Origin of the sequence: Streptomyces sp. NBC_00038, from assembly GCF_026343635.1 — a bacterium.
GTDB lineage: Bacteria > Actinomycetota > Actinomycetes > Streptomycetales > Streptomycetaceae > Streptomyces.
In genome coordinates, this window is record NZ_JAPELQ010000002.1 from 675260 (window position 1) to 699371 (window position 24112).

At 70.2% G+C, this 24112-nt stretch carries 24 protein-coding genes; 12 read left to right on the forward strand and 12 right to left on the reverse strand.

All coding sequences use genetic code 11. From position 1 onward, the window contains the following. Positions 1–162: 162 nt before the first annotated feature. Complete coding sequence (locus OG219_RS46135) at positions 163–1755, reverse strand: oxidoreductase (RefSeq protein WP_266837472.1); 1593 nt, start codon at positions 1753–1755, stop codon at positions 163–165. A 177-nt stretch (positions 1756–1932) separates the two neighbouring features. Between OG219_RS46135 and OG219_RS46140 the strand changes: the two genes are divergently transcribed. The 3 genes from OG219_RS46140 to OG219_RS46150 all read left to right on the forward strand — a co-directional run bounded on the left by OG219_RS46140 (position 1933) and on the right by OG219_RS46150 (position 4271). Then, on the forward strand, positions 1933–3282 hold the full coding sequence (locus OG219_RS46140; RefSeq protein ID WP_266837473.1) for a cytochrome P450: 1350 nt from the start codon (positions 1933–1935) through the stop codon (positions 3280–3282). A gap of 75 nt (positions 3283–3357) precedes the next feature. Next, positions 3358–3720, forward strand: a complete 363-nt coding sequence (locus OG219_RS46145; protein WP_266837475.1) for a DUF1304 domain-containing protein — start codon at positions 3358–3360, stop codon at positions 3718–3720. Further along, a complete protein-coding gene (locus OG219_RS46150; protein WP_266837477.1) occupies positions 3717–4271 on the forward strand; it encodes a TetR/AcrR family transcriptional regulator in 555 nt (184 codons plus the stop codon). The genes OG219_RS46145 and OG219_RS46150 overlap by 4 nt, the downstream gene beginning before the upstream one ends. A 7-nt stretch (positions 4272–4278) precedes the next feature. On the opposite strand, the gene OG219_RS46155 is transcribed toward OG219_RS46150, so the two are convergent. Then, positions 4279–5133 carry a hypothetical protein gene (locus OG219_RS46155; RefSeq protein ID WP_266837478.1) on the reverse strand — a complete coding sequence of 285 codons (855 nt, stop codon included), beginning with the start codon at positions 5131–5133 and terminating at the stop codon, positions 4279–4281. Between the two features lie 261 nt (positions 5134–5394). Then, entirely contained in the window at positions 5395–6342 is a 948-nt protein-coding gene (locus tag OG219_RS46160) for a GlxA family transcriptional regulator (protein WP_266837480.1), read from the reverse strand. 70 nt (positions 6343–6412) lie between these two features. On the opposite strand from OG219_RS46160, the gene OG219_RS46165 reads away from it, so the two are divergent. Then, positions 6413–7363 carry an NADP-dependent oxidoreductase gene (locus OG219_RS46165; RefSeq protein ID WP_266837482.1) on the forward strand — a complete coding sequence of 317 codons (951 nt, stop codon included), beginning with the start codon at positions 6413–6415 and terminating at the stop codon, positions 7361–7363. A gap of 9 nt (positions 7364–7372) precedes the next feature. Here OG219_RS46165 and OG219_RS46170 read toward each other — a convergent pair whose 3' ends face one another. Next, positions 7373–8479 carry an NAD(P)-dependent alcohol dehydrogenase gene (locus OG219_RS46170; protein WP_266837483.1) on the reverse strand — a complete coding sequence of 369 codons (1107 nt, stop codon included), beginning with the start codon at positions 8477–8479 and terminating at the stop codon, positions 7373–7375. Positions 8480–8504: 25 nt separating this feature from the next. After that, positions 8505–9962 carry an aldehyde dehydrogenase gene (locus tag OG219_RS46175; protein WP_266837485.1) on the reverse strand — a complete coding sequence of 486 codons (1458 nt, stop codon included), beginning with the start codon at positions 9960–9962 and terminating at the stop codon, positions 8505–8507. A 147-nt stretch (positions 9963–10109) separates the two neighbouring features. Between OG219_RS46175 and OG219_RS46180 the strand changes: the two genes are divergently transcribed. Both OG219_RS46180 and OG219_RS46185 read left to right on the forward strand, forming a co-directional pair. Further along, on the forward strand, positions 10110–10547 hold the full coding sequence (locus tag OG219_RS46180) for a MarR family winged helix-turn-helix transcriptional regulator (RefSeq protein ID WP_266837487.1): 438 nt from the start codon (positions 10110–10112) through the stop codon (positions 10545–10547). 252 nt (positions 10548–10799) lie between these two features. Then, positions 10800–11180, forward strand: coding sequence for an anti-sigma factor antagonist (locus tag OG219_RS46185; protein ID WP_266837489.1), 381 nt, complete (start codon positions 10800–10802; stop codon positions 11178–11180). On the opposite strand, the gene tuf is transcribed toward OG219_RS46185, so the two are convergent. Both tuf and OG219_RS46195 read right to left on the reverse strand, forming a co-directional pair. Then, positions 11161–12354 carry an elongation factor Tu gene (gene tuf / locus OG219_RS46190; protein ID WP_266837491.1) on the reverse strand — a complete coding sequence of 398 codons (1194 nt, stop codon included), beginning with the start codon at positions 12352–12354 and terminating at the stop codon, positions 11161–11163. The two genes, OG219_RS46185 and tuf, sit on opposite strands and share 20 nt — an antisense overlap. Before the next feature lie 93 nt (positions 12355–12447). Further along, positions 12448–13401, reverse strand: a complete 954-nt coding sequence (locus OG219_RS46195; RefSeq protein WP_266837493.1) for a ribose-phosphate pyrophosphokinase — start codon at positions 13399–13401, stop codon at positions 12448–12450. 261 nt (positions 13402–13662) lie between these two features. On the opposite strand from OG219_RS46195, the gene otr(A) reads away from it, so the two are divergent. From otr(A) to OG219_RS46215, 4 genes are all read left to right on the forward strand, one after another. Further along, positions 13663–15522, forward strand: coding sequence for a tetracycline resistance ribosomal protection protein Otr(A) (gene otr(A) / locus OG219_RS46200; protein ID WP_266837495.1), 1860 nt, complete (start codon positions 13663–13665; stop codon positions 15520–15522). A gap of 381 nt (positions 15523–15903) precedes the next feature. After that, positions 15904–16554, forward strand: coding sequence for a DUF4230 domain-containing protein (locus OG219_RS46205; RefSeq protein ID WP_266837496.1), 651 nt, complete (start codon positions 15904–15906; stop codon positions 16552–16554). Between the two features lie 108 nt (positions 16555–16662). After that, positions 16663–17241, forward strand: a complete 579-nt coding sequence (locus OG219_RS46210; RefSeq protein ID WP_266837498.1) for a VanZ family protein — start codon at positions 16663–16665, stop codon at positions 17239–17241. A gap of 139 nt (positions 17242–17380) precedes the next feature. Continuing rightward, positions 17381–18640, forward strand: a complete 1260-nt coding sequence (locus OG219_RS46215) for a family 16 glycosylhydrolase (RefSeq protein WP_266837500.1) — start codon at positions 17381–17383, stop codon at positions 18638–18640. A gap of 74 nt (positions 18641–18714) precedes the next feature. Here the strand turns inward: OG219_RS46215 and OG219_RS46220 are convergent, their stop codons facing one another. From OG219_RS46220 to OG219_RS46235, 4 genes are all read right to left on the reverse strand, one after another. Further along, on the reverse strand, positions 18715–19092 hold the full coding sequence (locus tag OG219_RS46220; RefSeq protein ID WP_266837502.1) for a peptidase inhibitor family I36 protein: 378 nt from the start codon (positions 19090–19092) through the stop codon (positions 18715–18717). Continuing rightward, the gene (locus tag OG219_RS46225; RefSeq protein ID WP_266837504.1) at positions 19089–19820 is read right to left on the reverse strand and encodes a hypothetical protein; all 732 of its coding nucleotides are present in this window, start codon (positions 19818–19820) and stop codon (positions 19089–19091) included. The genes OG219_RS46220 and OG219_RS46225 overlap by 4 nt, the downstream gene beginning before the upstream one ends. A 3-nt stretch (positions 19821–19823) precedes the next feature. After that, positions 19824–20123 carry a hypothetical protein gene (locus OG219_RS46230; protein WP_266837505.1) on the reverse strand — a complete coding sequence of 100 codons (300 nt, stop codon included), beginning with the start codon at positions 20121–20123 and terminating at the stop codon, positions 19824–19826. A 214-nt stretch (positions 20124–20337) separates the two neighbouring features. Then, positions 20338–20574, reverse strand: a complete 237-nt coding sequence (locus OG219_RS46235) for a hypothetical protein (RefSeq protein WP_266837507.1) — start codon at positions 20572–20574, stop codon at positions 20338–20340. 200 nt (positions 20575–20774) lie between these two features. On the opposite strand from OG219_RS46235, the gene OG219_RS46240 reads away from it, so the two are divergent. Beyond that, positions 20775–21812, forward strand: coding sequence for a PHP domain-containing protein (locus OG219_RS46240; RefSeq protein WP_266837509.1), 1038 nt, complete (start codon positions 20775–20777; stop codon positions 21810–21812). 343 nt (positions 21813–22155) lie between these two features. After that, a complete protein-coding gene (locus OG219_RS46245) occupies positions 22156–23115 on the forward strand; it encodes an SDR family NAD(P)-dependent oxidoreductase (RefSeq protein WP_266837511.1) in 960 nt (319 codons plus the stop codon). Positions 23116–23127: 12 nt separating this feature from the next. Here the strand turns inward: OG219_RS46245 and OG219_RS46250 are convergent, their stop codons facing one another. Then, positions 23128–23961 carry an alpha/beta fold hydrolase gene (locus tag OG219_RS46250; RefSeq protein WP_266837513.1) on the reverse strand — a complete coding sequence of 278 codons (834 nt, stop codon included), beginning with the start codon at positions 23959–23961 and terminating at the stop codon, positions 23128–23130. Between the last annotated feature and the right edge of the window lie 151 nt (positions 23962–24112).

Below are 24112 nucleotides of genomic sequence, written 5' to 3' on the forward strand. Positions count from 1 at the left end.
TGTTCGCTTCAACTCGCAACGCCGCAGGGGAGCTTATCTGGTCCGAGATCAAAACGATCAACTCCCCTTCCCATATCGGTGAGTGTTCGGTCACGCTCCGACAGGAATGCGCAGAGTCTCCCCATCTGATCGGCGCCCGTGCTGCCCTGCCCCCCGGCGAGGTCAAGATCTGCGGAGCATCCGGTTGGCGCCCGCGGCGGCCGTCGTCGCGAGCAGCCAGCCCAGACAGACGAGCACTACAGCCGCCCATTGCAGCCCGCCACGGGGGCTGAACGCCTCCTCCTGCCCGAAGTCGACGAGCGGGATCACCAGGTCGAAGGTGTAGATGGCGGCCTGGAAGTGGGGAGGTTTACCCGGGTCGAGCGCTCGCGGAGGCCATCGCGTGAACAGCAGGCTTCCGCTGAGCATGATCGCGCACAGCCACCACACGGCGCGCATCGGTCGATAGCCGTATCCGACGGTGACCTCCTGGAGCCTGCTCCACACCCGCCCCGGCCACGGCAGTGTGCCGCGCAGCCGCCGCTGCTTGGCGAGCAGCACCGTGCGCGCGTCGGCATCGTGGCCGTGCAGGCGGTACGCGGCCGCGAGCTGCTCGTACGGCTGCGGGGTGAAGCCTTCCGGATCACGGGCCAGCAGGGGAAGCCGCTGCTCCGCCGGGAGTTGGGGCAGCAGGCTGTCGTACAGGACGCCTTCGAGGCGGACCGCGCTCGGCCAGCTGTCCGGTGCGCCGCGCAGTATCGTCACCCGGGTGTGACTGAGGTCGACGGTGCCGCGCACGGGTTCCCGGGGGCGCAGGGCGAGTTCGGAGGCGGTGGAGCGGCGGCAGGTCAGGGCGGAGGTCCCCGGCGGTACGTCGATGACCGCGTCCTGGAAGCAGACCCGGCTGCGTACGGTGATGCTGCTGAGCGTGACCCTGCCGCGTGCGGTGAATCCGTCACAGCAGTTGAACATCGCGCCCACGTCGATGCCGTGGGCGCGCAGGGCGGGTCCGTGCTCCGCGGCGAGTGAGGCCCCTTCGAAGAGGGCGCCGCCGCCCACCCGCGCGTCGCACAGGTCGACGGTGCCTTCGGCGACGAGCCCGCCGCGGCAGTTCAAGTCCCCGCCTATGTGCAGCCTGTTGGCCTTGAGCGCGTTCCCCTCCGGGTTGATCAGCTCGGCGCGCTTGAGTACGACACTGCCGCGTACGGAGGTGTCCCGCAGGTCCGTACAGCCGTCGACGCGCAGCCCCCAGCCTGCCTGGATGTCACCTCCCACGGTGGCGCACACCAGTTGCAGGGCCCCTTCACCTCGGCGTTCACCACGACCGGTGAGATGGCTGTTCTCCACCTGCAGCGTGCCACCGATCGAGGCGCCGTAGAAATCCATCGGCCCCTCGACCCGGCACCCGGCGATCTCGCACTTCCCGCCGATCGTCACTCCCACCGCGGACAGGGCGGGCAGTGCGCAGTCGCGCATCTCCAGGGCGCCCAGCGAGGCGCCGTCCAGGCAAGGAGCGTGCTCGAAACGGCAGTTGCGCAGCCGTAGGGTGCCCGCGACGACGGCCTCGGCCAGGTCGAGCCGCCCGGTGATCCGCACGTCCCTGAGCCTCAGCCGCGGCAGATGTCCCGGCTCGGGCGGCGGCGGTGCGAGCAGCAGCCTCCGTACGACGGACGCCCTGACCTCGCCCCCGTCCGTGTACCACTCCCCCCTGCGGAAAGCGGCCCACATCCCCCGCTCACTCCCGCTCCACCCAGCCGGCGCGAGGCTGCCCGACACGTCAACTCCCTCTCCAGTTACAGAAGACGGCTGCATCGCTACCCGGCAGGCGCGCGCGGCAACCCGGGCCGCGGCAAGCCCGGCGGCCGAGTGGCGAACGACACGTATGGCGCCGGGGGCAAGGAGGGAAGCCATTTCAGCGCCATGATCACTGCGAAGAGGAGTCACTGAGCCGTCGTGACAATCACTGCGCCTCCCCCCATACCCAAGGCGGCGGGTTCGCTCCCGCTGCTGGGTCACGCGACCCCCCTCATGCGCGACAACCTCGCTTTCATCGCCTCGCTGCGAAGCTATGGCCGTCTGGTCGAGATCCGTATCCCCAAGCCGATGATCGTCGTCAACGACCCCGCACTCATCCGCACCATGCTGGTGGACCTCGGACCGACCCTCGACAAGGGCCGGTTCTTCGAGAAGATGGGCCAGTTGCTCGGTGACAGTGTCGTCACCGCCGCGGGCTCCGAACACGTCCGCAAGCGCCGCCAGTTGCAGCCGGCCTTCCGGCACGCCGAGATCACCCGGTACGTCGGCCTGATGCGTGAGCAGGTGACCGCCACGACGGCCGGCTGGAAACCGGGCGAGGTGCTCGACGTGCGCGAGGTGATGGTCAAGCTGTCCCTCGACATGCTCGCCGCGACCGTCTTCTCCTCCAGCATCGACAAGGAGGCGTTCGACCAGCTGCGCCGCGACCTGTCCGTCGTCATGAACGGCGTCGGCACCAGGATCATGCTGCCGGACTGGGCGGAGCGCCTGCCGCTGCCCGCCAACCGGCGCTTCACCGCCGCCCGCGACGCCGTCCGGGCCACCATCGGCGGGGCGGTGGACAAGCTGCGCGACTCCGGCCGCGACACCGGCGACATGCTGTCCCTGCTGCTGAACGCCGAGGACGAGGAGACCGGCGAAACGCTGACTGGTCATCAGATCTGTTCGGAGATCCTGACCTTGGCGGTGGCCGGCACGGAGACCACGGCGTCCGTCCTGTCCTGGGTGCTGTACGAACTCGCCCGCAATCCCGAGGTCGGGGAGAAGGTCCACGCCGAACTGGACGGGGTCCTCGGGGACCGCCCGGTGACCTTCGAGGACCTCACCCGGCTCCCCTACCTGGGCCGGGTCATCACGGAGGCCCTCCGCCTGCACCACACCGGCTGGCTGGTGACCCGCCGGACTCTGGACGTGACCCGCATCGGCGAGTGGGAGATCCCGGCCGGAACCGAGCTGGCGTACTGCCAGCACGCCTTGCACCGGGACCCCGAACTCTTCCCGGATCCACTCAGGTTCGACCCCGACCGCTGGCTGGACGAGAACCAGGCACGACTCGCGGAGGGGGCGTTCCTGCCCTTCGGCGCCGGCAAGCACAAGTGCATCGGCGACCGCTTCGCCCAGTCCGAACTGACCACGGCGATCGCGACGATCGTCCGGGACTGGCGTCTGGAGCTCGCCCCCGGCCAGACCGTCCGTCCCGTGGCCCGGGCCACCGTACGACCGAGCACCCTGCTGATGACGGCGAGCCCTCGCGTGGCAGCCGCGTAATTTCTTGGACAGGTGTCCAGCTATAGTGGACACCTGTCCAAGATTTGCCTGACTGAGCAGTGGGGATTGCCGACGATGGAAACGGTCGCGAACGTGCTGGTGGGCCTGGTGGCCGCGCTGCACACGTACATCCTGGTTCTGGAGATGTTCCTGTGGGAGCGCAAGCCGGGGCGCGGTCTGCACGGCTTCGACGCGGAGATGGCGCGGGCGACCGCGCCGCTGGCCGCCAACCAGGGCCTCTACAACGGGTTTCTCGCGGCGGGCCTGGTGTGGGGGCTGATCGCCGCGGATCCGACCGGCTTCCGTGTGCAGGTCTTCTTCCTGGTGTGCGTGGTCGTCGCCGGTGTGTACGGATCCGTGACCGCCAACCGGCGCATCCTCTTCGCGCAGGCGCTGCCGGGCGCGCTCGCTCTGGCCGCCGTCCTGATCGCGCGGTGACTCCACAGGACCCGCGGGCCGCCCGCACCCGAGCGAAACTGCGGCAGGCACTCCTCGAGGAGTGTGCCGAGCACCCGCTGGAGGAGGTCGGCGTCGCCGCCCTGGTGCGGCGGGCAGGGGTCGGCCGGGCCACCTTCTACGTGCACTACGCCGACCTGGAGGCGCTGGCCGTCGACGCCTGCGCCGATGTCGTACGGGAGGCCGTGGACGCGCTGCACGCGTGGCGCGGTCGGCCCGATCCGGTGTCCGCGCCGCCCGCCCTCCTCGCGTTCTTCGCCGGGCTTCCCCCGCACGCCACCCTCTACCGCGCTCTGCTGAGCCCGGGCGGCGGCGGGCCGCTCGGCCGCGTACTGCACCGGGACCTGCGCGCCCGCAGCCTCGCCGAGCGCACCCTTGTGGGTGCGCCCGACGCTCCGCTCGTCGCCTCCGCCGTCGCCGCCACGTTCGCGGGGGTCCTGGCCGACTGGCTGCACGGCCTGCTCGACGCCACTGCCGAGGAAGTCGCCCACCAGGTATGGCAGTTGCTCGTCGCCCTGCACCGGAGCCGGTGACGCCGGCCTACTTGCAGGCCACGAACTCCTTCGCCTCGGGCCACGCCTCCACCCCATCGGATGTACGTACGTACGCTGTCGCCTTGTCGTCCGTCAGCCAGAGATGCCAGTCGTTGTAGCGGTATCCGGTGTCGTGCGCGTCCGCGGGCATGCGGACGTCGCCGTCGTACGGGGAGGTGAGCATCTCGCTCTCCAGCACCCCTTGCGGATCCCGCACGTACTGTCGGATGTCCTTGTCACCGCCCACCCCCAGGAAGTGCGCGCTCTCCCAGCCGCAGTGCTCGGCACCCGCGAAGCTGGACAGCACGCTGGTGGGCACGCGGTGGCCACCGCTGTCGGTCCAGATCTCCTCCGACGTCGAGTCGGTGAAGCTCGCGGGGAGTTCGGCGGGGTCGCACGAAGCATTCGTCTCCGGTCCCCAACCAGGGCGGTCCGGCTGGTCCTTGGCCACGACGACGGCGACCTTGGTCTTCCCACCGACGTCGTACGAGAACAGGACACGGTCCCCCTGCTCGCGCTCGATCCGGTAACCGTGATCCGGCAGTTCGGACTGGTCCATGTCGAAGAAGGCATTCAGTCCCTCCTCCGGCGTCGACCCTCCCTCCCCCTTGCCCCAGCCATCGCCGCCGCTCCCCCGGTAGATCTCACCGTCGCACTCCAGCGCCCGGCCGGCCGCACCCGAACCCTCCTCGGCCTCCCGCTCGCTGCCGTCGGCGCTCTCCCTGAACGGCAGGTCCAGGCGCCCGGCGTACGGCGTGGCCGGCGGCGTTCCGGTGACCACGAGGTCCTCGCGCACCCCCTCGTCGCACCCCACGACTGCCAGCCCCAGCACCATCACCGTCGCCGCGATCCGTTGACGCATCCCCACCCCTGTCCGCCGACTGCCGTTCCCTCGTTCCCTCCTCCGACGCAGCAGTGGCGGTGATCGTTCGATGCCTAGGACCTGTCCGGCCGATCACGGCGGAGACGCGGGGTGTGGCACGCACATCTGCCGCGTTGTCGTCGGTCACCGACGCTCCGCGTCGACTCCCTCCTCCGCCTTGCAGCTGCACGCACCACACCCCGCTCACCGGCACCACCAAGGCACCGCTGCTTTCCTCCACCGTGATCGGCCGGACAGGTCCTAGCGGGCCGCTTGGAAGGTACGCCGGTACGCCTGCGGCGAGACGCCTATCGAGGCGTGCAGATGCTGGCGCAGGGAGGCACCCGTCGCGAAGCCGACCCGGCCGGCGATCTGGTCCACGGACAGGTCGCTCGACTCCAGCAGGTGCCGGGCCCGTACGACACGCTGCTGGATCAGCCAGCGGCCGGGGCTCAGGCCGACCTCGTCGTTGAAGCGGCGGGCGAAGGTGCGCGGGCTCATCCGGGCGTGCCCTGCGAGGTCGGCCAGGGCGAGGGGCTCGCCGAGCCGGGTCAGCGCCCAGTCGCGGGTGGCGGCCGTGCTCGTGGCCCCGGCCTCGGGTACCGGCTGCTCGATGTACTGGGCCTGGCCGCCGTCCCGGAACGGCGGGACGACGCAGCGGCGGGCGACGGTGTTGGCGAGTTCGCTGCCGTGGTCCGTGCGCACGATGTGCAGACAGACGTCGACTCCGGAGGCCGCGCCCGCGGAGGTGAGGATCCGGCCGTCGTGGACGAAGAGAACGTCCGGGTCGAGGTCGACCTGCGGATAGTCGGCCCGGAAGCGGTCGACGACCTGCCAGTGGGTGGTGGCGCGGCGGCCGTCGAGGAGACCGGCGGCGGCGAGCACGAAGGCGGCGGTGCAGATCGAGACGATGCGCGCGTCCGGGCGGATCCGGGCCAGGGCGTCGGCGATCTCGGACGGAAGCCCGGACGGGATGTCCGGGGTCGACATGGAGGCGACCACGACCGTGTCGGCCGTTGCGAGGATCTCGGGTCCATGGTCCACCGAGACCGAGAAGTCGGCGTTGGTGCGCACCGGACGGCCGTCGACGGTGCAGGTCAGCACCTCGTAGCGACCGTCGGCCGCGCCGAAGATCCGGCTGGGGATGCCCAGCTCGAAGGGATAGACGCCGTCCAGCGCCAGGACCACCACTCGTTCCACATGCTGCATGGCACGATCTTATCGAAGATTGGCAATCTTGCCATTTTCCTGCCGGGCGGCACCGGGCAGGCTGAACACCATGAGCACTGTGAACACCATGCGAGCCATCAGCCAGCACGTCCTCGGCGAGCCCGAGGTCCTCGAAGTGATCGAGGTGGAACGGCCCGAGCCCCGGGCCAACGAGATCCTGATCAAGGTGCGTGCCGCCGGGGTCAACCCGACCGACTGGAAGCACCGCGCCACCGGCGGCTTCCTCGGCGAGCCGCCGTTCGTCCTCGGGTGGGACGTCTCCGGCGTGGTCGAGGCCGTCGGCGTCGGCGTCGCCCGCTTCACACCCGGCGACGAGGTCTTCGGGATGCTGTCCTACCCGTGGGGCCACGGCTCGCACGCCGAGTACGTCTCCGCCCCGGCCCGCGCCTTCGTCCTCAAGCCGGCCGTGATCGACCACATCCAGGCGGGCGCGCTGCCGCTGGTCTCGCTGACGGCGTGGCAGGCGCTGGTCGAGACGGCGGACGTCCAGCCGGGGCAGCGGGTCCTGATCCACGCGGCTGCCGGCGGGGTCGGGCATGTGGCCGTGCAGATCGCCAAGGCGCGGGGCGCGTACGTGATCGGTACGGCCAGCGCGGGCAAGCACGACTTCCTGCGCGAGATCGGCGTGGACGAGGCGATCGACTACCGGGAGACCGACTTCACCGAGGCGGTGAAGGACGTGGACGTCGTCCTGGACACGCTCGGCGGCGACAACGCGGTCCGCTCGCTGCGCGTCCTGCGACCGGGCGGGGTCGTGGTCTCGATCATTCCGGTCGGTTCGGCGGAATTCCCCGAGGAGGCCGAGCGGCTCGGCGTACGAGCGGTCCGGATGCTCGTCGACGCCGACCGCGCCGACATGGAGGCGATCGCGGAACTCGTCGAGGCGGGGAAGCTGCGCGCCTCGATCGCCGGGAGGTTCCCGCTGGCAAGTGCCGCCGAGGCACACGCGCTCGGCGGCACCGGCCGGACCGCGGGGAAGCTGGTGCTCGTCGTCGACTAGCAGCCTTCGTCAGAAGGTCAGCACGGGCTTGATCGTCTTGCCCGCGCTCATGTCCCGCACCGCCTGGTCGATGTCCGTGAACGGATAGGTGCTGATCAGGCGGTGCAGTGGCAGTCGGCCTTCCTTGACCAGTTGGACCAGGGCGGGGATCACCGTCTGCGTCTCGCTGTCGCCGAGGGTGAGACCGACGATCCGCTTGCCCGAGAGCAACCCGTTGACGTCCAGGGCGACTTCGGTACCGAAGGGCGGCGCGCCCACGACGACGAGGGTGCCGCGTGCGGCGAGCGCGTCGGCGCCCTTGCGCAGGACGGCGACGCTGCCGGTGGTCTCGATGACTCCGTCGGCGCCCTGGCCGTCCGTCAGCCGCGCGATCGCGTCACCGATATCGGCCTCGCCCGCGTTGACGGTGTGGGTGGCGCCCAACTCCCTGGCCAGCGACAGGCGTTCGCCGACCTTGTCGACGGCGATGACCTTGGCCGCCGGGGTCAGAGCCGCGGCCATCACCGCGGAGAGGCCGACGGCTCCGGCGCCGAGGACGACGAGCGTGCTGCCCGCTCGCGGCTTCAGTACGTTCCAGACGGCACCCACACCGGTCTGCACCCCGCAGCCCAGCGGAGCGATCGACTCCAGTGGCACGTCCGGGTCGACCTTGACGAGACTGCGCTCGTCCACCAACGCCCGTTCCGCGAAGGACGACTGCCCGAAGAAGTGGCCGCCGAGCGGCGCCCCGTCGCGGCTGATCGTGCTGGTGCCGTCGGCGCGCCGGCCGCCGATGAGGTTCAGCGGCAGCCAGGTCGCGCAGTAAGCGGGGTGCCCATCACGGCAGTTGTGACAGCCGCCGCAGGAGGTGAAGGACAGTACGACATGGTCGCCGGGTGCGACACCGGTGACTTCAGGGCCGACTGCCTCGACGACGCCCGCTCCCTCGTGACCGAGGACGCCGGGGAGCGGGAAGGGCAGACCGCCGCTCGCCACGCCGAGATCGGTGTGGCACAGGCCGGTTGCCACCATACGGACAAGGGCTTCGCCGGGACCGGGCTCGTCCAGCTCGACATCGGCGAGCGTGAAGGGCGCTCCCCCGGACTCGACCACGGCCGCGCGAGTGGTGGTGGACATGGGACGAACTCCTTTGTGCACGCGCTCAGTCGAGCGAGACGACGACGGACTTGACCTTGGTGTAGGCGGCGAGCGCCTCGGGCCCGTACTCCCGGCCGAAGCCGGAGTCCTTGACCCCGCCGAACGGGACCGCGGGGTCGAGCATCGCCCAGTCGTTGATCCATACGATGCCCGCCTGGAGCCGGTCGGCGACGCGGTGGGCGCGGGCGAGATCGGTGGTCTGGATACCCGAAGCCAGGCCGTACGGAGTGGAGTTGGCCAGCTCGACGGCCTCGTCCTCGGAGTCGAAGGGCTGCACCGTGAGGACCGGGCCGAAGATCTCCTCCTGGACGACACGGGAGTCGTTGGCGAGGCCCGCGACGACGGTGGGCTTGTAGTAGAAGCCGCCGTCCAGGTCGAGACGCTCGCCGCCGCAGACGATGCGGGCGCCCTCCTTGCGTGCCAGAGCGACGTACTCCTCGACCTTCTGGAGGTGCTTCTCCCCCGCCATGGGTCCGACGACGGTCTCGGGGTTCCGCGGGTCGCCGACCGGTACGCCGGGTACCGCGTCGGCGAGGATGCCGAGGACCGTGTCGTGCAGCGGGCGCGCGACCAGCAGCCGTGGGCCGCCCATGCAGAACTGCCCCGTGTTGAAGACGAAGCCCTTGATGACCGCGCCGATCGCCTTGTCCAGGTCGGCGTCCTCGAAGACGAGGTGTGCCGCGTTGCCGCCCAGCTCCATCGTGACGGGCTTGAGCGCCTCACCGGCGACACTCGCGGCGTACCGGCCGACGGCGGTGGACCCGGTGAAGGCGACCTTGTCGATCCCGGGGTTGCGCAGCAGCGCCTCGCCGGCGACGGGTCCGCTGCCGGTGACGACGTTCACGACGCCGTCCGGGACACCGGCCCGCTGGAGCAGGCGGGCCATGCACAGGGCGCTCAGCGGGGTCTCGTCGGCGGGCTTGTGCACCACGACGTTGCCGGCCGCGAGAGCCGGGGCGATCTTGGAGCTGGACAGGATCAGCGGGAAGTTGAAGGGCGTGATCGCCGCGACCACGCCGAGCGGGCCGCGGCGCGTGTAGGCGAAGGCGTTGAGCGGGGTGTCGCGGGTGGCGCCGTCCAGGGTCTGGGCGAGCGCGGCGCAGTACTCGTACTCGTCGGCTGCGGTGAGGACGTCGACGGGCCGGCACAGGGAGAGGGGCTTGCCGACGTCCAGGCTCTCCAGGGCCGCGAGCTCGTCGGCGTTCTCACGGATCAGCTCGGAGACGCGGTGCAGCACCCGGCCGCGCTCGCGACCGCTCAGGGCGGCCCAGGGCCCGTTGTCGAAGGCGTCCCGCGCCGCCCGTACGGCCGCGTCGACGTCGGCCGCGCCGGCCTCCGCGACGGTCGTGAACACCCCGCCCGTGGACGGATCGATCACGTCCGTACGCGCCCCGTCGGCCGCCTCGCGCCACTGGCCGCCGATGAACAGCAGCCCTGGCCCACTCTCGAAGGTGGTCGTCATTGCCCACTCCTCAGCCTTGATCGTCTCGGCGGCAGTCGCCCCAGCGCTGATCGCCAAGATTTCAACCAACAGGATTCCTGTTGGTTCACCGCCTGGTTCGCAGTCTCTTTACAGACAGGTTTCCTGTCAATGCCTTAGACTGAACCCATGGTCGTCACCCAGGCAACGAAGGCACCCCCGTCGCTGCTCTACATGGTCAAGCAGGTGGAGCTCGTCGTCCGCTCACACCTCGACGAGCTCGTGAAGCCGGCGGGGATCACGGCGTTGCAGTACACCTCGCTCACCGTCCTGGAGCGGCACGACGGGCTGTCGGCGGCGCAGCTCGCGCGGGACTCGTTCGTGACGGCCCAGTCCGTGGCCGATGTGGTGCGGTCGCTGGAGACCCGCGGGCTCGTGCGCCGCGAGCGGAACCCCGGCAACCGGCGCGAGCTCCTGATCCTGCTGACCGACCAGGGGCGCGACCTGCTCGCGCGGTACGCGGGACCCGTCCGGGAGCTGGAAGAACGCATGGTCCGGGACCTCACATCCCACCAGACCGACCAGTTCCGCCAGGCGCTGTCCAAGGCCTGGCACGCGCTGTCGTAACTCCGGCACCGCAAATTGGGGACCCCGGCACTCAACCGGTAGGGCGACGCGCCGCGCAAATCGAAGACATATGTCAATCGAACATGCTGAAATTCACTCCATCGAGGGTAACTTGCAGGGCAAGGAACGGTTTTGCAACCACCAGTACCCCGGTGTCGCGTCTAGGATCACGGGCGCCGTCACCCCGGCCCCTGGTGACTCCCGAACCTTCGACGAGGAGTGGTTCTGCAGCCGGTTGGAGGTGATGCCGTCGTGGTGTACGACCCCGAGCCACCCACCAGGCATCTGCATGTCCACCGGCACCGGGGCCACACGGTGCTGGAACTGCACGGGGAGATCGACATCCTCGCGGCGGTGGAGATCACCCCGCTCCTGGACTCCGCGACGAGCGGCCCGGCACCGCAGATCGTGATCGACCTGCGGCCGGTCGAGTTCTTCGACTGCTCCGGGCTGCGCCTGTTGTACCGGGCCAGGCGCCGCGTGCTGGCCCGGGACGGCCGACTGCACCTCGTCTGCACCCAGCCGCTGATCCTGCGGATCCTCAAGGTGACCGGCCTCGTGCACCTGCTGCCCCCGTCCGCGTCCCTGGACGAGGCACTCGGCCAGCCCGAGGCTACTTCCGGATCTTGGTGACCTGCCCGGCACCCACGGTCCTGCCGCCCTCACGGATGGCGAACTTGAGCCCCTCCTCCATGGCGATGGGCTGGATCAGCTGGACGTGCATGGTGGTGTTGTCGCCCGGCATGACCATCTCGTTGCCCTTGGGGAGCGTCACGACACCGGTCACGTCCGTCGTGCGGAAGTAGAACTGCGGGCGGTAGTTGTCGAAGAACGGTGTGTGCCTGCCACCCTCGTCCTTGGACAGGATGTACGCCCGTGCCTCGAAGTCCAGGTGCGGGGTCACCGATCCGGGCTTGATGACGACCTGCCCGCGCTCGACGTCCTCGCGCTTCACGCCTCGCAGCAGCAGCCCGACGTTCTCGCCGGCCCTGCCCTCGTCGAGCAGTTTGCGGAACATCTCGATGCCGGTGACGGTGGTCTTCGTCTTCTGCTCGTGGATGCCGATGATCTCGACCTCGTTGTTGACCTTGAGGATCCCGCGCTCGATGCGGCCGGTGACGACCGTGCCGCGACCGGTGATGGTGAAGACGTCCTCGATGGGCATCAGGAACGGCCGGTCGACATCCCGTACGGGCTCGGGCACGAACTCGTCGACGGCCGCGAGGAGTTCGAGGACCGACGCGCCCCACCGGGCGTCGCCCTCAAGCGCCTTGAGCGCGGAGACCCGTACGACCGGGACGTCGTCGCCGGGGAACTCGTACTCGGTGAGCAGTTCGCGCACTTCGAGCTCGACGAGTTCCAGGATCTCCTCGTCGTCCACCATGTCCGTCTTGTTGAGGGCGACGACGATGTACGGGACGCCGACCTGCCGGGCCAGCAGCACATGTTCCTTGGTCTGCGGCATCGGGCCGTCGGTCGCCGCGACGACCAGGATCGCGCCGTCCATCTGGGCGGCGCCGGTGATCATGTTCTTGATGTAGTCCGCGTGGCCGGGGCAGTCGACGTGGGCGTAGTGCCGGTGCTCGGTCTGGTACTCGACATGGGCGATCGAGATCGTGATCCCGCGCTGGCGTTCCTCGGGGGCCTTGTCGATCTGGTCGAAGGGTGTGTAGGGGTTCAGGTCGGGGAACTGGTCGTGCAACACCTTGGTCATGGCCGCCGTGAGCGTCGTCTTGCCATGGTCGATGTGACCGATGGTGCCGATGTTGACGTGCGGCTTGGTCCGCTCGAATTTCGCCTTCGCCACTGCAAGCCCTCCTGATCACCTGGGTGACGCCGAGCGTTGCTGCGCGCTGCTTCCCGACCGAGCGACGGCGGGAAGTCTCGCTCCTACTCCTGTCTATTCGTTCTCGGGCGTGTCGAACAGGGCGCTGACGGACTCACCGTTGTGAATGCGCCGCACGGCCTCGGCGAGCGCCGGAGCGATGGACAGGATCCGCAGCTTCTCGGTGTGCTCCTCCGCCGGGATCGGCACGGTGTTCGTGCAGACGATCTCCAGTACGTCGCTCTGGTCGCTGAGCCGCTTGAGCGCGCCCGCCGCGAACAGACCGTGGGTGCAGGCGACCCGGATGGAGCGCGGACCCAACTCCCGCAGCCGGTCCAGGAGTTCGAGGACGGTGCTGCCTTTGGCGATCTCGTCGTCCAGCACGATGACGTCCCGGCCGCTGACCTCACCGATGACGGAGCTGATGCTGACCCGGTCGTCGGCGAACCGCTGCTTGGCACCGGCGGCCACCTGGGCACCGATCAGCCGCGCGAAGTGGGCGGCCTCCTTGGCGTTGCCCAGGTCCGGCGAGACGACCGTCGTACGTGACAGGTCGTAGTCGCGGAAGTGCGCGGCCAGTTCCCGCAGCGCGTGCAGATGGTCGACCGGCACCGAGAAGAACCCGTGCACCTGCGGGGAGTGCAGCGTCATGGCCAGGACCCGGCTCGCCCCTGCGGCCACCAGCAGATCGGCGACCAGCCGGCCACCGAGTGAGATCCGCGGCATGTCCTTCTTGTCCGAGCGGGCGTACGAGTAGTGCGGCATGACCACGGTGATCCGCCCTGCGGACGCCCCGCGCGCCGCGTCGCACATCATCAGCAGCTCGACGAGATGCTCCTGCACCGGCTTGACCAGCGGCTGCACCAGGAAGACGTCGCGCTCGCGGCAGTTGGACTGGAGCTGCACTTCCAGACAGTCGTTCGCGAACCGGCTGGTCCGGCTCGGGCTGAGGGGCACACCGAGATGCGCACAGACCTCGGCGGCCAGTTCGGGATGGGCACTACCGCTGAACACGGCGATGTCACGCACGGACGCTCCTCGCATGATCGAACAGGATGCGCCGCCGGTCGGCATGATCGATCCGGGATGCGTGCCTCATGCTACTGGCCCGCGCCGCATGTCCCCACCGGTGGAAAACCGGTTGCGGAGGGTCACCGGGGACGCACCATGATGGCGGCGGCACCAACAGCTCTGCGAGTCCCCTCGAACACAGGAGAGACGGAATGCGCCGATTCCTCGGAACTTCTCAGCGCCCCTACCGGACGACTGTTCTCGAGGAATCGACCACGCATGCACACCCTGAACATCGGAATTCTGGCCCACGTCGACGCGGGTAAGACCAGCCTCACCGAGCGGCTGCTCTTCGACGGCGGCGCGATCGACCGGCTCGGCAGTGTGGACGCCGGTGACACCCGGACGGACGACGGGGAGATCGAGCGGCAGCGCGGGATCACCATCCGCTCGGCCGTCGCCGCGTTCACCGTCGGGGACGTACAGGTCAATCTGATCGACACCCCCGGGCACTCCGACTTCATCGCCGAGGTCGAGCGCGCCCTGGAGGTCCTGGACGGCGCCGTGCTGCTGCTCTCGGCCGTCGAGGGGGTCCAGGCGCAGACCCGGGTCCTGATGAGGACCCTGCGACGGCTGCGGCTGCCCACGCTCGTCTTCGTCAACAAGATCGACCGGTCGGGGGCGCGCGAGGAGGAGCTGCTCGCCGACATCCGGCGCCGCCTCACACCGTACGTCGTGCCCCTCACCGGCGTGCGGGACATCGGCACCGCCCGCGCCCGGGTAGTGCCGCGCCCGCTGGACGACACTGCGTCCGGCACGCTCGCCGAGGTCGACACGGGCGTGCTCGCCGCGGTCGTGGACGGGCCCGCGCCGACCGAGGACGAACTGCGCGCCGCACTCACCGACCGGACCGCCGACGGCTCCCTGCACCCCGTCTTCTTCGGCTCCGCGATGGGCGGGCAGGGAGTCGCCGAACTGGTCGAGGGTCTTGTCCGGCTGATTCCGCGACCGGTGTATCCCGGCGCCGGTGAACCGCGCGGCACGGTCTTCGCCGTACGGCCCGGACCCGGCGGCGAGCGCACGGCGTATCTCCGGTTGTACGAAGGCGAGGTGACGCGTCGTCAGCGGCTGACGTTTCTGCGCCGTGAGGCCGATGGGCGGACCGCCCAGGTGTCCGGACGGGCGCTGGGCCTGGAGGTGGTCGGTCGGCCCGGCGCGGTGCCGCTCACACCGGGCAACATCGCCGCGATCCGGGGCGTCGGAGGCATCCGCGTCGGCGACCGGCTCGGCGAAGTCACCGATCGTGCCCCGCAGTTCGCGGCCCCGACGCTGGAGACGACGGTGCGGGCGAGACACCCCGAACAGGCGGCCGCGTTGCGTTCCGCCCTCCTCGCCCTAGCCGATCAGGACCCGCTGACGCACGCGAGGCCTGCCGAGTCCGGCAGTACCGCGCTGCTGCTCTACGGCGAGGTGCAGAAGGAGGTGCTTTCGGCCACGCTCGCCCAGGACTTCGGCATCGAGGCCGAGTTCGAGCCGAGCCGGGTGCGGTTCCTGGAACGGCCGGCAGGCACCGGCGAGGCGTACGAGGAGATCCAGCGGCACGGCGACAACCGGTTCTGGGCGACGGTCGGGCTGCGCGTCGAGCCGGGACCGCACGGCTCCGGCGGCGTCTTCACGTACGAGACCGAACTCGGCGCCCTCCCCCGGGCCTTCCATCAGGCGATCGAGGACACGGTCCACGCGACCCTGCTCACCGGTCCGCGGGGCCGGCCGGTGACGGACTACCGGGTCACGCTGGTCCGTTCGGGATTCGCCGCGCCCATCAGCACGGCCGCCGACTTCCGCGGACTGACCCCCCTCGTACTGCGCCGTGCTCTGGAGCGGGCGGGGACCCGGGTGTACGAGCCCTACCACTCCTTCGAGGTGGAACTCCCGCTGGACGCGCTGGCCCCGGTGACAGCTCGACTGGCCGCACACGGAGCGGAGTTCAAGGAGACCACCGGCGGGCGTGCCGCCTGGCTGGTCACCGGTGAGCTGCCGGCCCGGCATGTGCGGGACATGGAGCTGCGGCTGCCGGGGCTGACGCGGGGCGAGGGCGTGTGGTGGTCGCGTGCTTCGGGGGACCGGGTGGCGCGCTGAGTCGAGGGCCGGTGGCGCGTGAGGGCGTCCAGGTGATCCGGTACGTGAGTAGACGCGTTGCGTCCTCGGTCTACGGCGAACCGCGGGACTGGCGGGGATGTCCCGTACCGGGGCACCTGGTCGTACCGGCCCGACGAGCCGGACCGTGATGCCGTGCTCCAGGGGCGCGCCGGGGTGCGGCCTGCCCGGGAATAGTCACCTGGCACAGGGCAAAGGGGCCGGTACGTGCCGCCCCTGACCATCCGGTTCCTGACGCGCCGGAGCGGACACCCCGCGCCGGACGGGCCGCGCACCCCCCTCGCCACCATCGGTCCGTCAACAGGTCGGCCTACCAAGGGATTTGAGGGGCATTCGGTTACCAGGGAAGGGAGGACCGTCGACATGACGACGTCCATCAAGCGCTTGCCCGGGTGGGCGAAAGTGCTCAGCGCCTTCGTGCTGGTGCTCGTGGTGCTGCTCGCCGGCCTGCGGCTCGCCGTACTGCCGGGGCTGCGCGATGTGTTCGGCACCGAGACCAACGACCGGACGGGCCCCGCGCTCCTCAAATCGATCCAGGACATGAGCCGCTACGACGCCGCGTCAGGCAACTTCCAGGTGGTGGTGGACCTGGAGAAGGACGCCAAATACCTGCCCGACGCGCTCCGCGGCACCCGCACGCTGTACGTGGGGGCGGGCACCGTCGACGCGTATGTCGACCTCGGCAAGCTCGCCGACAAGGACGTGACGGTCAACGAGGACCGCACAACGGCCACACTCCGGCTGCCGCACGCGGCGCTCGGCAAGCCCGCGCTCGATCCCGACCGTTCGTACGCCGTCTCCAAGCAACGTGGTCTGCTCGACCGGATCGGCGACATCTTCTCGGACAACCCGAACGGCGAGCAGGCCGTGCAGAAGCTCGCGGTCAAGCACATCAGCGACGCCGCGAAGGACAGCCGCCTCACCGCACGCGCCGAGGAGAACACCACCGGCATGCTCGAAGGCCTGCTGAACTCGCTCGGCTTCAAGGAGGTGAACGTCACGTACGGCACGTGAGCCGCGCCCTGGCGCAAAGCTCACCCGGCCGCCGTGCCGTTCCACATCGATTCCCCCAACACGGGTAGTCACCCTTATCCATCGGGAAGTTGAAAATTGGAGGACCGCATGCTCCGTACGGCGTTGCGCGCTCGTACCGCGAAGTCGGGTCGCAAGCCGTCGGCTCCGGCACAGGCACCGGAGAAGGGGCGGAAGCCCGGGCGGGAACGGAGGTCGCTCCCCCTTCCCGTGCGGCTGTTCTTCATGCTGCTGGCCCTCGGGGGCATGGTGGCCTTCGCAGTCGTACTGGCCCGGCTGACGCTGGAACCGTCCCCGGCCTCCGAGGCGCTGATCCACACCAATCTTCACCCCGGCCGTTCCCTGAAGGCGTACCTCAACCAGCCGGAAATGCGCGACGCCTTCAGGCAGATCGGCGGAAACATCCTGCTCGGGGTTCCGTTCGGCGTGCTGCTCCCCGTGCTGTGGCCGAGGGCACGGGGAGTTCTGCGGGTCCTCCTGCTGACCGCGGTGGTCATGCTGCTGGTCGAGCTGATCCAGGGAGCGGTCATCACCGGGCGAGCCTTCGACGTCGACGACGTCATCCTCAACACGAGCGGGGCGCTGCTGGGTTACCTGCTCCTCGGGCGCCGGCTCGGCAGGGCCGTGCACGGCGGTCGGCGCAAGCGAAACACTTCCACGAGCGACTGACGCGACACTGTGAATAATTGGTCCGGACCAGAACCTTGACACCCCCTTACCTCACTTCTTAAATCAAGAGGCAAAGCATGTACCCCCCACCTCAGTCGGCCCGCCCCTCTCCCCGGGTCGCAATACGGAAGGGAGAGTCGTGGCCTCCCCACGCCTGCTCCGAAGATGTCTCTTCGCCGCTCTGTCCTCCTTACTCGTCGCGTCCGCCGCCATCGCGCCGGCCCAGGCGGGTCCCGAAACGGCTGCCGCGGCCGACGACGTGTCCGCCGCGGCCGTGACCTTCCAGGACACGTTCGACGGCTCCGCCGGATGGGCCGTGGATCCCAACAAGTGGCAGATCGAGACCGGCGACAACGTCAACAACCACGAGCGGCAGATGTACACGTCCGGCGCCCAGAACGCCGCGCTGGACGGCCAGGGCCACCTGGTGATCACCGCTCGCAAGGAGAATCCGGCCAACTACCAGTGCTGGTACGGAACATGCCAGTACACCTCGGCCCGGCTGAACACCTCCGGCAAGTTCACCTCCCAGTACGGCCGCGTGGAGGCCACGCTGAAGGTTCCGCGCGGGCAGGGCATGTGGCCCGCGTTCTGGATGCTCGGCAACGACATCGGTTCGGTCGGCTGGCCCGCCTCGGGTGAGATCGACGTCATGGAGAACGTCGGCTACGAGCCGTCGACCATCCACGGCACGATCCACGGACCGGGTTACTCCGGCGCGACCGGCATCGGCGCCGGTTACACCCTGCCGAACGGGCAGCAGTTCGCGGACGGTTTCCACACCTTCGCGGTCGACTGGGCGCCCAACTCGATCAAGTGGTCGGTGGACGGCGTCGTCTACCAGACGCGCACGCCCGCCGATGTCGGCGGCAACGCGTGGGTGTTCAACAAGCCGTTCTTCCTGATCCTCAACCTCGCGGTCGGCGGCTACTGGCCCGGCGACCCGAACAGCTCCACGGTCTTCCCGCAGTACCTCGTCGTTGACGAGGTGAAGGTGACGACGAGCGACAGCTCGGGCACCGGGGTCCCGATCAGGGGCCTCGCGGGCAAGTGCGTGGACGTGGCCGGGGCGAGCTCGGCCAACGGCGCCGCCGTACAGCTCTACGACTGCAACGCGAGCGCCGCCCAGCAGTGGACGGTCGGCTCGGACGGCACGATCCGCGCGCTGGGCAAGTGCCTCGATGTCACGGGTGGCGGCACGGCGGACGGCACGACCGTCCAGCTCTACGACTGCAACGGGAGCGCCGCCCAGCAGTGGGCTCGCAGTGCGGCCAACGACATCGTGAACCCACAGGCCAACAAGTGCCTGGATGTCACGGGCAACAACTCGGCCAACGCCACACGTCTGCAGATCTGGACGTGCACCGGCGCAGCCAACCAGAAGTGGACGGTTGGCTGACAGACCGCCCCGGGCGGGCAGGCGGAGGGTCCGGCAGGGTTGTCCCTGCCGGACCTTCCGTGTTCATCCCTCGCTCAGCAGCTCATGGCCCATGTGTGCGAGTCGCCGCGGTCGTTGGCGACGCCGTTGTAGCCGACCTCCTCACCCGGGGTGAGGCAGATGGTCATGGCACCGCCCTGATAGGCGTCTTCGTAGACCTTGACGTGGTCCTTGACGCCCGGTCCCGAGACGCCGTGGTTGGCCCACGAGGAGTCGGTGTCGGCGATCCAGCTCTCCCACCAGCCGTCGTCCCCGGACCAGTTGGCTCGCTGACCGTCGAAGTTGGCGTTCTCCCAGGCGCAGAAGTTGCCGCTGGGACATTCCGCCGCGCCGGAGGGGGTGGCGAGGGCCAGTCCGCCCCCGAGGGCGAGGAGGGCGGCTGCTGCTGCGGTGGCGAGGCGCTTGGCGATCATGAAGAGGTGCTGCCTTTCTTTTCGGTTTCCCGGACGGTCCGCTCGGCGTACAGGGCCGCCGCGCGGTGCAGAGCGCGGGTGCGCAACTGCGTGTAGGTGGTCAACTGCTCGCGCCGTTCGGCGCGCACCTGGGCGAGAAGGGCCGGTTCCAGGCGGGCGCGGAGCCGGGCGAGGCCGCTCTGGCGGGCGCAGCGCGCGGAGACGGCGGGGTCGGGGCGTTCGGGCCGGGGCCCGTTCGCCGGGGTGACGCAGCGGGTCCAACGGGCCGACGCGGCACCGTAGTCGGGGTCGCGTTGCATACGCTGCTGGGCCTCGGCGCGCAGGTTGTTCACGACGACCCTGGTGCGGAACCAGCGGCGCTGGTCGCCGTACAGCTCGCGTTGCGCGGTGGCGAGGCAGCCGTCGGTGTGGGCGGTGACGGTGTAGCCGGTGGCGAGGGTGACGGAGAGTTCGGGGCGGCCGCGGCCGAAGAGGGCGCCCTGGAGTCGGCGGTCCTCCTCGTCGGAGGGGCGCTCGTGGGCCGAGGCGTGCCGTACGGACAGCCCTTGGCGGGCCAGACACTCGTCCACGAGCACCTGTTGGGCCGTGTCGATGAGGTCGTCCTGGGCGCGTTCGGTCGTGGGCAGCGCTGGCGTGCCTCGCTCGGCGGCCGGTGTGGCGCACCCGGCGAGCGCCAGTGTCGCGGCCACCGCGAGTGCGGTGGCGCGCAGCGCGCGATGCGGTCGCACGGGTCAGCCGACCTCGCAGTTCATGGTGGTGTCGGCGACGCCGTCGAGCCGGGTGCCCCAGGGCCAGCTGTCGGCCAGGTCGTGGGCGCGGATCAGCCGGTGGTAACAGGTGCCGCGGCCCCAGTCGATGGCGTACACGGCGGTATCGGCGTTGGAGCGGAAGGAGGCTGCCTTGCCTTCGGCCTGCGGAGCGCCGAGTGCTGGCGCGGCGACGGCACCGGCGGCTGTCGCGGGGGCGGCGACGCCCTGCAGAGCGGTGGTGGCGAGGGCGGCGGCCGCGGGCATGGCGAAGCCACGGAACATGAAGACTCCTGGTGGGAGGGAGCGACGCCGGGACGGGTCCTGGTCACCGGCAAGATCAACGTGCCCTCGCGAGAACGGGCCCATGCGCGGTTCCCACCGAATGATGATCTTTGGTGGAGTGCGGGGTCATTCGCCCCACTCGCAGCTCACACCGGCGCGAAACCCGCAGGTCCGCGCGCTCCCCGGACGCCTGCCCCAGCCGCCCCGGCCGGTGCTAGTGCGGCAGCCAGGTCAGCTTGTCGCCGCCCACCCAGCGCACCACGTCCGGGTCGTCGAGATCGTGGACCGTGATGCCGTAGGCCGCGGCCGTTGTCAGTACGTCGGTGAGCGCCTTCGCCTGGCCGACCACTTCGCCGTCGATCTCCATGATCCGGAACGGCGGCGTTCCCGGCTGTACCCCGAGCACCATGATCCGCGGGTTGGACAGGTGTGGGCTCGCGATTTCGGTCATGAGTCGAGCGTAGAACGGTTCCCCCCGGTCAGCGGCTGCGCGCGCGGTGCAGCGTCGTCCCGGTGGCCCCTGGCCCGGCGGGACGGCGGGGAGCCGGCGGTTCGACCAGCCGGGTGAGCGTTCCCGCTTCCCGCACGGCGTCGCCCATCCGCCGTGCGGGGCGGCGGCGGCTGGGCAAGGCTTGGGGGAGGGAGGTGCCCATGGATCCCGTCGAGGCGCTGGACCGGATCGCGTTCCTGCTGGAGCGGGACCAGGCCCCCACCTATCGCGTACGTGCCTTCCGTACCGCTGAGGCCGTGCTGGCCGCGCTGCCCGAGGGCGAAGTGGCGGAGCGGGCGGCCGCCGGGTCGCTGGAGTCGCTCAAGGGTGTCGGACCCAAGACGGCGCAGGTCGTGCGGGAGGCCCTGGCCGGTCAGGTGCCCGGCTATCTGGAGAAGCTGGAGCAGACGGCCGGGGCGCCGCTCGCCCAGGGGGGTGAGCGGCTGCGGGCGCTGCTGCGCGGCGACTGCCATCTGCACTCCGACTGGTCGGACGGCGGCAGCCCGATCGAGGAGATGGGCCGGACAGCGGCGCGGCTCGGGCACGACTGGGCGGTCCTCACGGACCACTCGCCGCGGCTGACCGTGGCGCGCGGGCTGTCGCCGGAGCGCCTGCGCCAGCAGCTGGCGGTGGTCGCGGAACTCAATGAGCGGTGGGCGCCGTTCCGGCTGCTCACCGGCATCGAGTGCGACATCCTCGACGACGGGTCGCTCGATCAGGAGCCGGAGTTGCTGGAGCGGCTCGATGTCGTGGTGGTGTCCGTGCACTCCAAGCTGCGCATGGACGCGAGGCCGATGACCCGCCGGATGGTCGCCGCCGTACGCAATCCGCTGGCGGACGTGCTCGGGCACTGCACGGGCCGGCTGCTCACCGGGCGCGGCCGGCCCGAGTCGGATTTCGACGCGGACGCGGTGTTCGCGGCCTGCGCGGAGTCCGGCACCGCCGTGGAGATCAACAGCCGCCCCGAACGGCTCGACCCACCGCGCCGGCTGCTGCGCCGGGCGGTCGACGCGGGCGTGCTGTTCTCCGTGGACACCGACGCGCACGCTCCCGGCCAGCTCGACTGGCAGATCCACGGCTGCGCACGGGCCGAGGAGTGCGGGGTGCCGGCGGAGCGAGTGATCACCACGTGGACGGCGGACGAGCTGCTGTCCTGGACCGGGGACCGGACGACGCCTGCCCGCGTGAGCGGTGCCTGACGTCCGCCACCGCACACCCCCTCCCCGCATGACCACTGTGTACGCCTCGTGACACACGTCACCGGGCCCGCCCCCGTCCCGGGGAACACCTGCCGGTAGTTCCCCGTTGAACAAACTGTGGGTGCGGATGGAACAGTGTCCCCGGGCCTAACCCTTCGCCCACAGGGAAGATCGTTCGGCTGAAGCCCTGTGGAGCCCCCGCCGAGAGGCGACCGCCGTCCGTGCCCACCACAGACGACCCCGACCGCGATTCCCCCGTCCGGTCGGGGTCTTTCCCATGTTCCCGCCCCGATGCGGGCGTCCGCTTGACTTCGAGTGCTCTCCAATTCGTAGCGTTCCGGACATGACCACTGCACAGCACAAGATCGGTTCCGGTTTCGGTGCCCGGAGCACCGCCGACGACGTCCTTCAGGGCATCGACCTCTCCGGAAAGCTCGCGCTCGTCACGGGCGGGTACTCGGGCCTCGGCCTGGAGACGACGCGCGCGCTCACCAAGGCGGGGGCCCGTGTCGTCGTTCCCGCGCGGCGCCCGGCCGCCGCCGCTACGGCGGTGGACGGCATCGAGGGTGTCGAGGTGGACGAGCTCGACCTCGGCGACCTCGACAGCGTCCGCGCCTTCGCCGAGCGGTTCCTCGCCTCGGGCCGCACCGTCGACATCGTCATCAACAACGCCGGGATCATGGCCTGCCCCGAGACCCGCGTCGGACCCGGCTGGGAAGCCCAGTTCGCCACCAACCACCTCGGCCACTACGCACTCGTCAACCGGCTCTGGCCGGCGATCGCACCCGGCGGGGCGCGCGTCGTCTCCGTGTCCTCGGGCGGCCACCACAACTCGGCGATGCGCTGGGACGACCCGCACTGGAGGACCGGCTACGACAAGTGGCAGGCGTACGGGCAGGCGAAGACGGCGAACGTGCTGTTCGCCGTGCAGCTCGACCGCCTCGGCCAGGAGTCCGGCGTACGGGCCTTCTCCCTGCATCCCGGCGGCATCCTCACGCCGCTCCAGCGTCACCTCGCCAAGGAGGAGATGGTGGAGCGCGGCTGGATCGACGAGGACGGCAAGCTGGTGAACCCCGACGCGTTCAAGACGCCGGAGCAGGGCGCGGCCACCCAGGTGTGGGCCGCGACCTCGTCTCAACTGGCCGGTATGGGCGGGGTGTACTGCGAGGACTGCGACATCGCCGAGCCCGCTCCGGCGGACGGCGAGCGGACCGGCGTACAGGCCTACGCGATCGACCCCGAGCAGGCCGCACGGCTGTGGGAGCTGTCGGCGGAGCTGACCGGGGTGAACGCGTTCGCCTGATGCCGTACGGCGTCAGGTGCGGGCCATGAACTCGCGCAGGTCCGCGGTCAGTTGCCCGGCGTGCGTGGCGAACAGGCCGTGGCCCGCGTTCTCGTAGACCTTGAGCGTGCTGTCGGGCAGCAGCTCCGCCGCCCGGCGGCCGGTCGCCTCCAGGGGCGCCGAGGTGTCGTGCGTGCCGTGCACGAGGAGGACGGGCAGTTCGAGCTTGGGCAGTTCGGAGGCCACGTCCAGAGTGGCCACCAGGTCGCCCAGGGCCGCGCAGGCGCGCGCGGTCGCTCCGAGGCAGCGGTCGACCATCGACCGCACGTACGCGGCGGAGAGTTCGTTGACGGGGAGGCCGAGGGCGAAGAAGGCGCGGGCGCCGTCCGCGAAGAAGGCGGCACGGTCGCGCCGGAAGGTCTCGTTGCCCGCGCTGATGAGGTCCGGGTCGACGCCGCCCGGGTGGTCCGCCGACCGGACGATCCCCGGCACCATGCCGGCGACCAGCGCCACCCCGGACACCCGCTCGACGCCGTGCCGGATCAGGCAGCGTACGACTTCGGCGGTGCCCAGCGAATGCCCGACCAGCGTCACATCGCGGAGGTCGAGGTGCCGGAGGAGCCCGTCGAGATCGTCGGCCAGGCTGTCGAGGCCGAAGCCGCTCCAGACGTCGTCGGACCGCCCGTGCCCCCGCCGGTCGAGCCCTACGCACCGGTACCCCGCCTCGGCGAGCGGCAGCATCTGGTACTCCCACATCTCCGTGCCGAAGTACGAGCTGTTGACGAACACGACCACCGGTCCCCCGGCCGGACCGTAGTCGACGAAGTGCAGCCGGGCGCCATCGACGGGGCTCTCGAAGTACGGCATGGGAAACCTCCCGGGATCCGGTGACGGGCGAGTCGAGCGGGTACGCCCTTCATGGTTCCGGGAGCTCGCGGCCGGGTCGATTACCTCACGGGTCATCCCGCCCGTGGGAGCTCCCCGTCGAGGTCGGCCCGAGGACTCACCGGGCTCGGGA

Coding starts and splice junctions, on each gene's coding strand:
- OG219_RS46170 (WP_266837483.1), bottom strand. CDS start 8,479: ATGTCCACCACCACTCGCGCGGCCGTGGTCGAGTCCGGGGGAGCGCCC.
- OG219_RS46210 (WP_266837498.1), top strand. CDS start 16,663: ATGCTCCGTACGGCGTTGCGCGCTCGTACCGCGAAGTCGGGTCGCAAG.
- OG219_RS46240 (WP_266837509.1), top strand. CDS start 20,775: ATGGATCCCGTCGAGGCGCTGGACCGGATCGCGTTCCTGCTGGAGCGG.
- OG219_RS46250 (WP_266837513.1), bottom strand. CDS start 23,961: ATGCCGTACTTCGAGAGCCCCGTCGATGGCGCCCGGCTGCACTTCGTC.
- OG219_RS46245 (WP_266837511.1), top strand. CDS start 22,156: ATGACCACTGCACAGCACAAGATCGGTTCCGGTTTCGGTGCCCGGAGC.
- OG219_RS46145 (WP_266837475.1), top strand. CDS start 3,358: ATGGAAACGGTCGCGAACGTGCTGGTGGGCCTGGTGGCCGCGCTGCAC.
- OG219_RS46155 (WP_266837478.1), bottom strand. CDS start 5,133: ATGCGTCAACGGATCGCGGCGACGGTGATGGTGCTGGGGCTGGCAGTC.
- OG219_RS46230 (WP_266837505.1), bottom strand. CDS start 20,123: ATGTTCCGTGGCTTCGCCATGCCCGCGGCCGCCGCCCTCGCCACCACC.
- OG219_RS46235 (WP_266837507.1), bottom strand. CDS start 20,574: ATGACCGAAATCGCGAGCCCACACCTGTCCAACCCGCGGATCATGGTG.
- OG219_RS46220 (WP_266837502.1), bottom strand. CDS start 19,092: ATGATCGCCAAGCGCCTCGCCACCGCAGCAGCAGCCGCCCTCCTCGCC.
- OG219_RS46205 (WP_266837496.1), top strand. CDS start 15,904: ATGACGACGTCCATCAAGCGCTTGCCCGGGTGGGCGAAAGTGCTCAGC.
- OG219_RS46180 (WP_266837487.1), top strand. CDS start 10,110: ATGGTCGTCACCCAGGCAACGAAGGCACCCCCGTCGCTGCTCTACATG.
- OG219_RS46165 (WP_266837482.1), top strand. CDS start 6,413: ATGAGCACTGTGAACACCATGCGAGCCATCAGCCAGCACGTCCTCGGC.
- OG219_RS46175 (WP_266837485.1), bottom strand. CDS start 9,962: ATGACGACCACCTTCGAGAGTGGGCCAGGGCTGCTGTTCATCGGCGGC.
- OG219_RS46160 (WP_266837480.1), bottom strand. CDS start 6,342: ATGCAGCATGTGGAACGAGTGGTGGTCCTGGCGCTGGACGGCGTCTAT.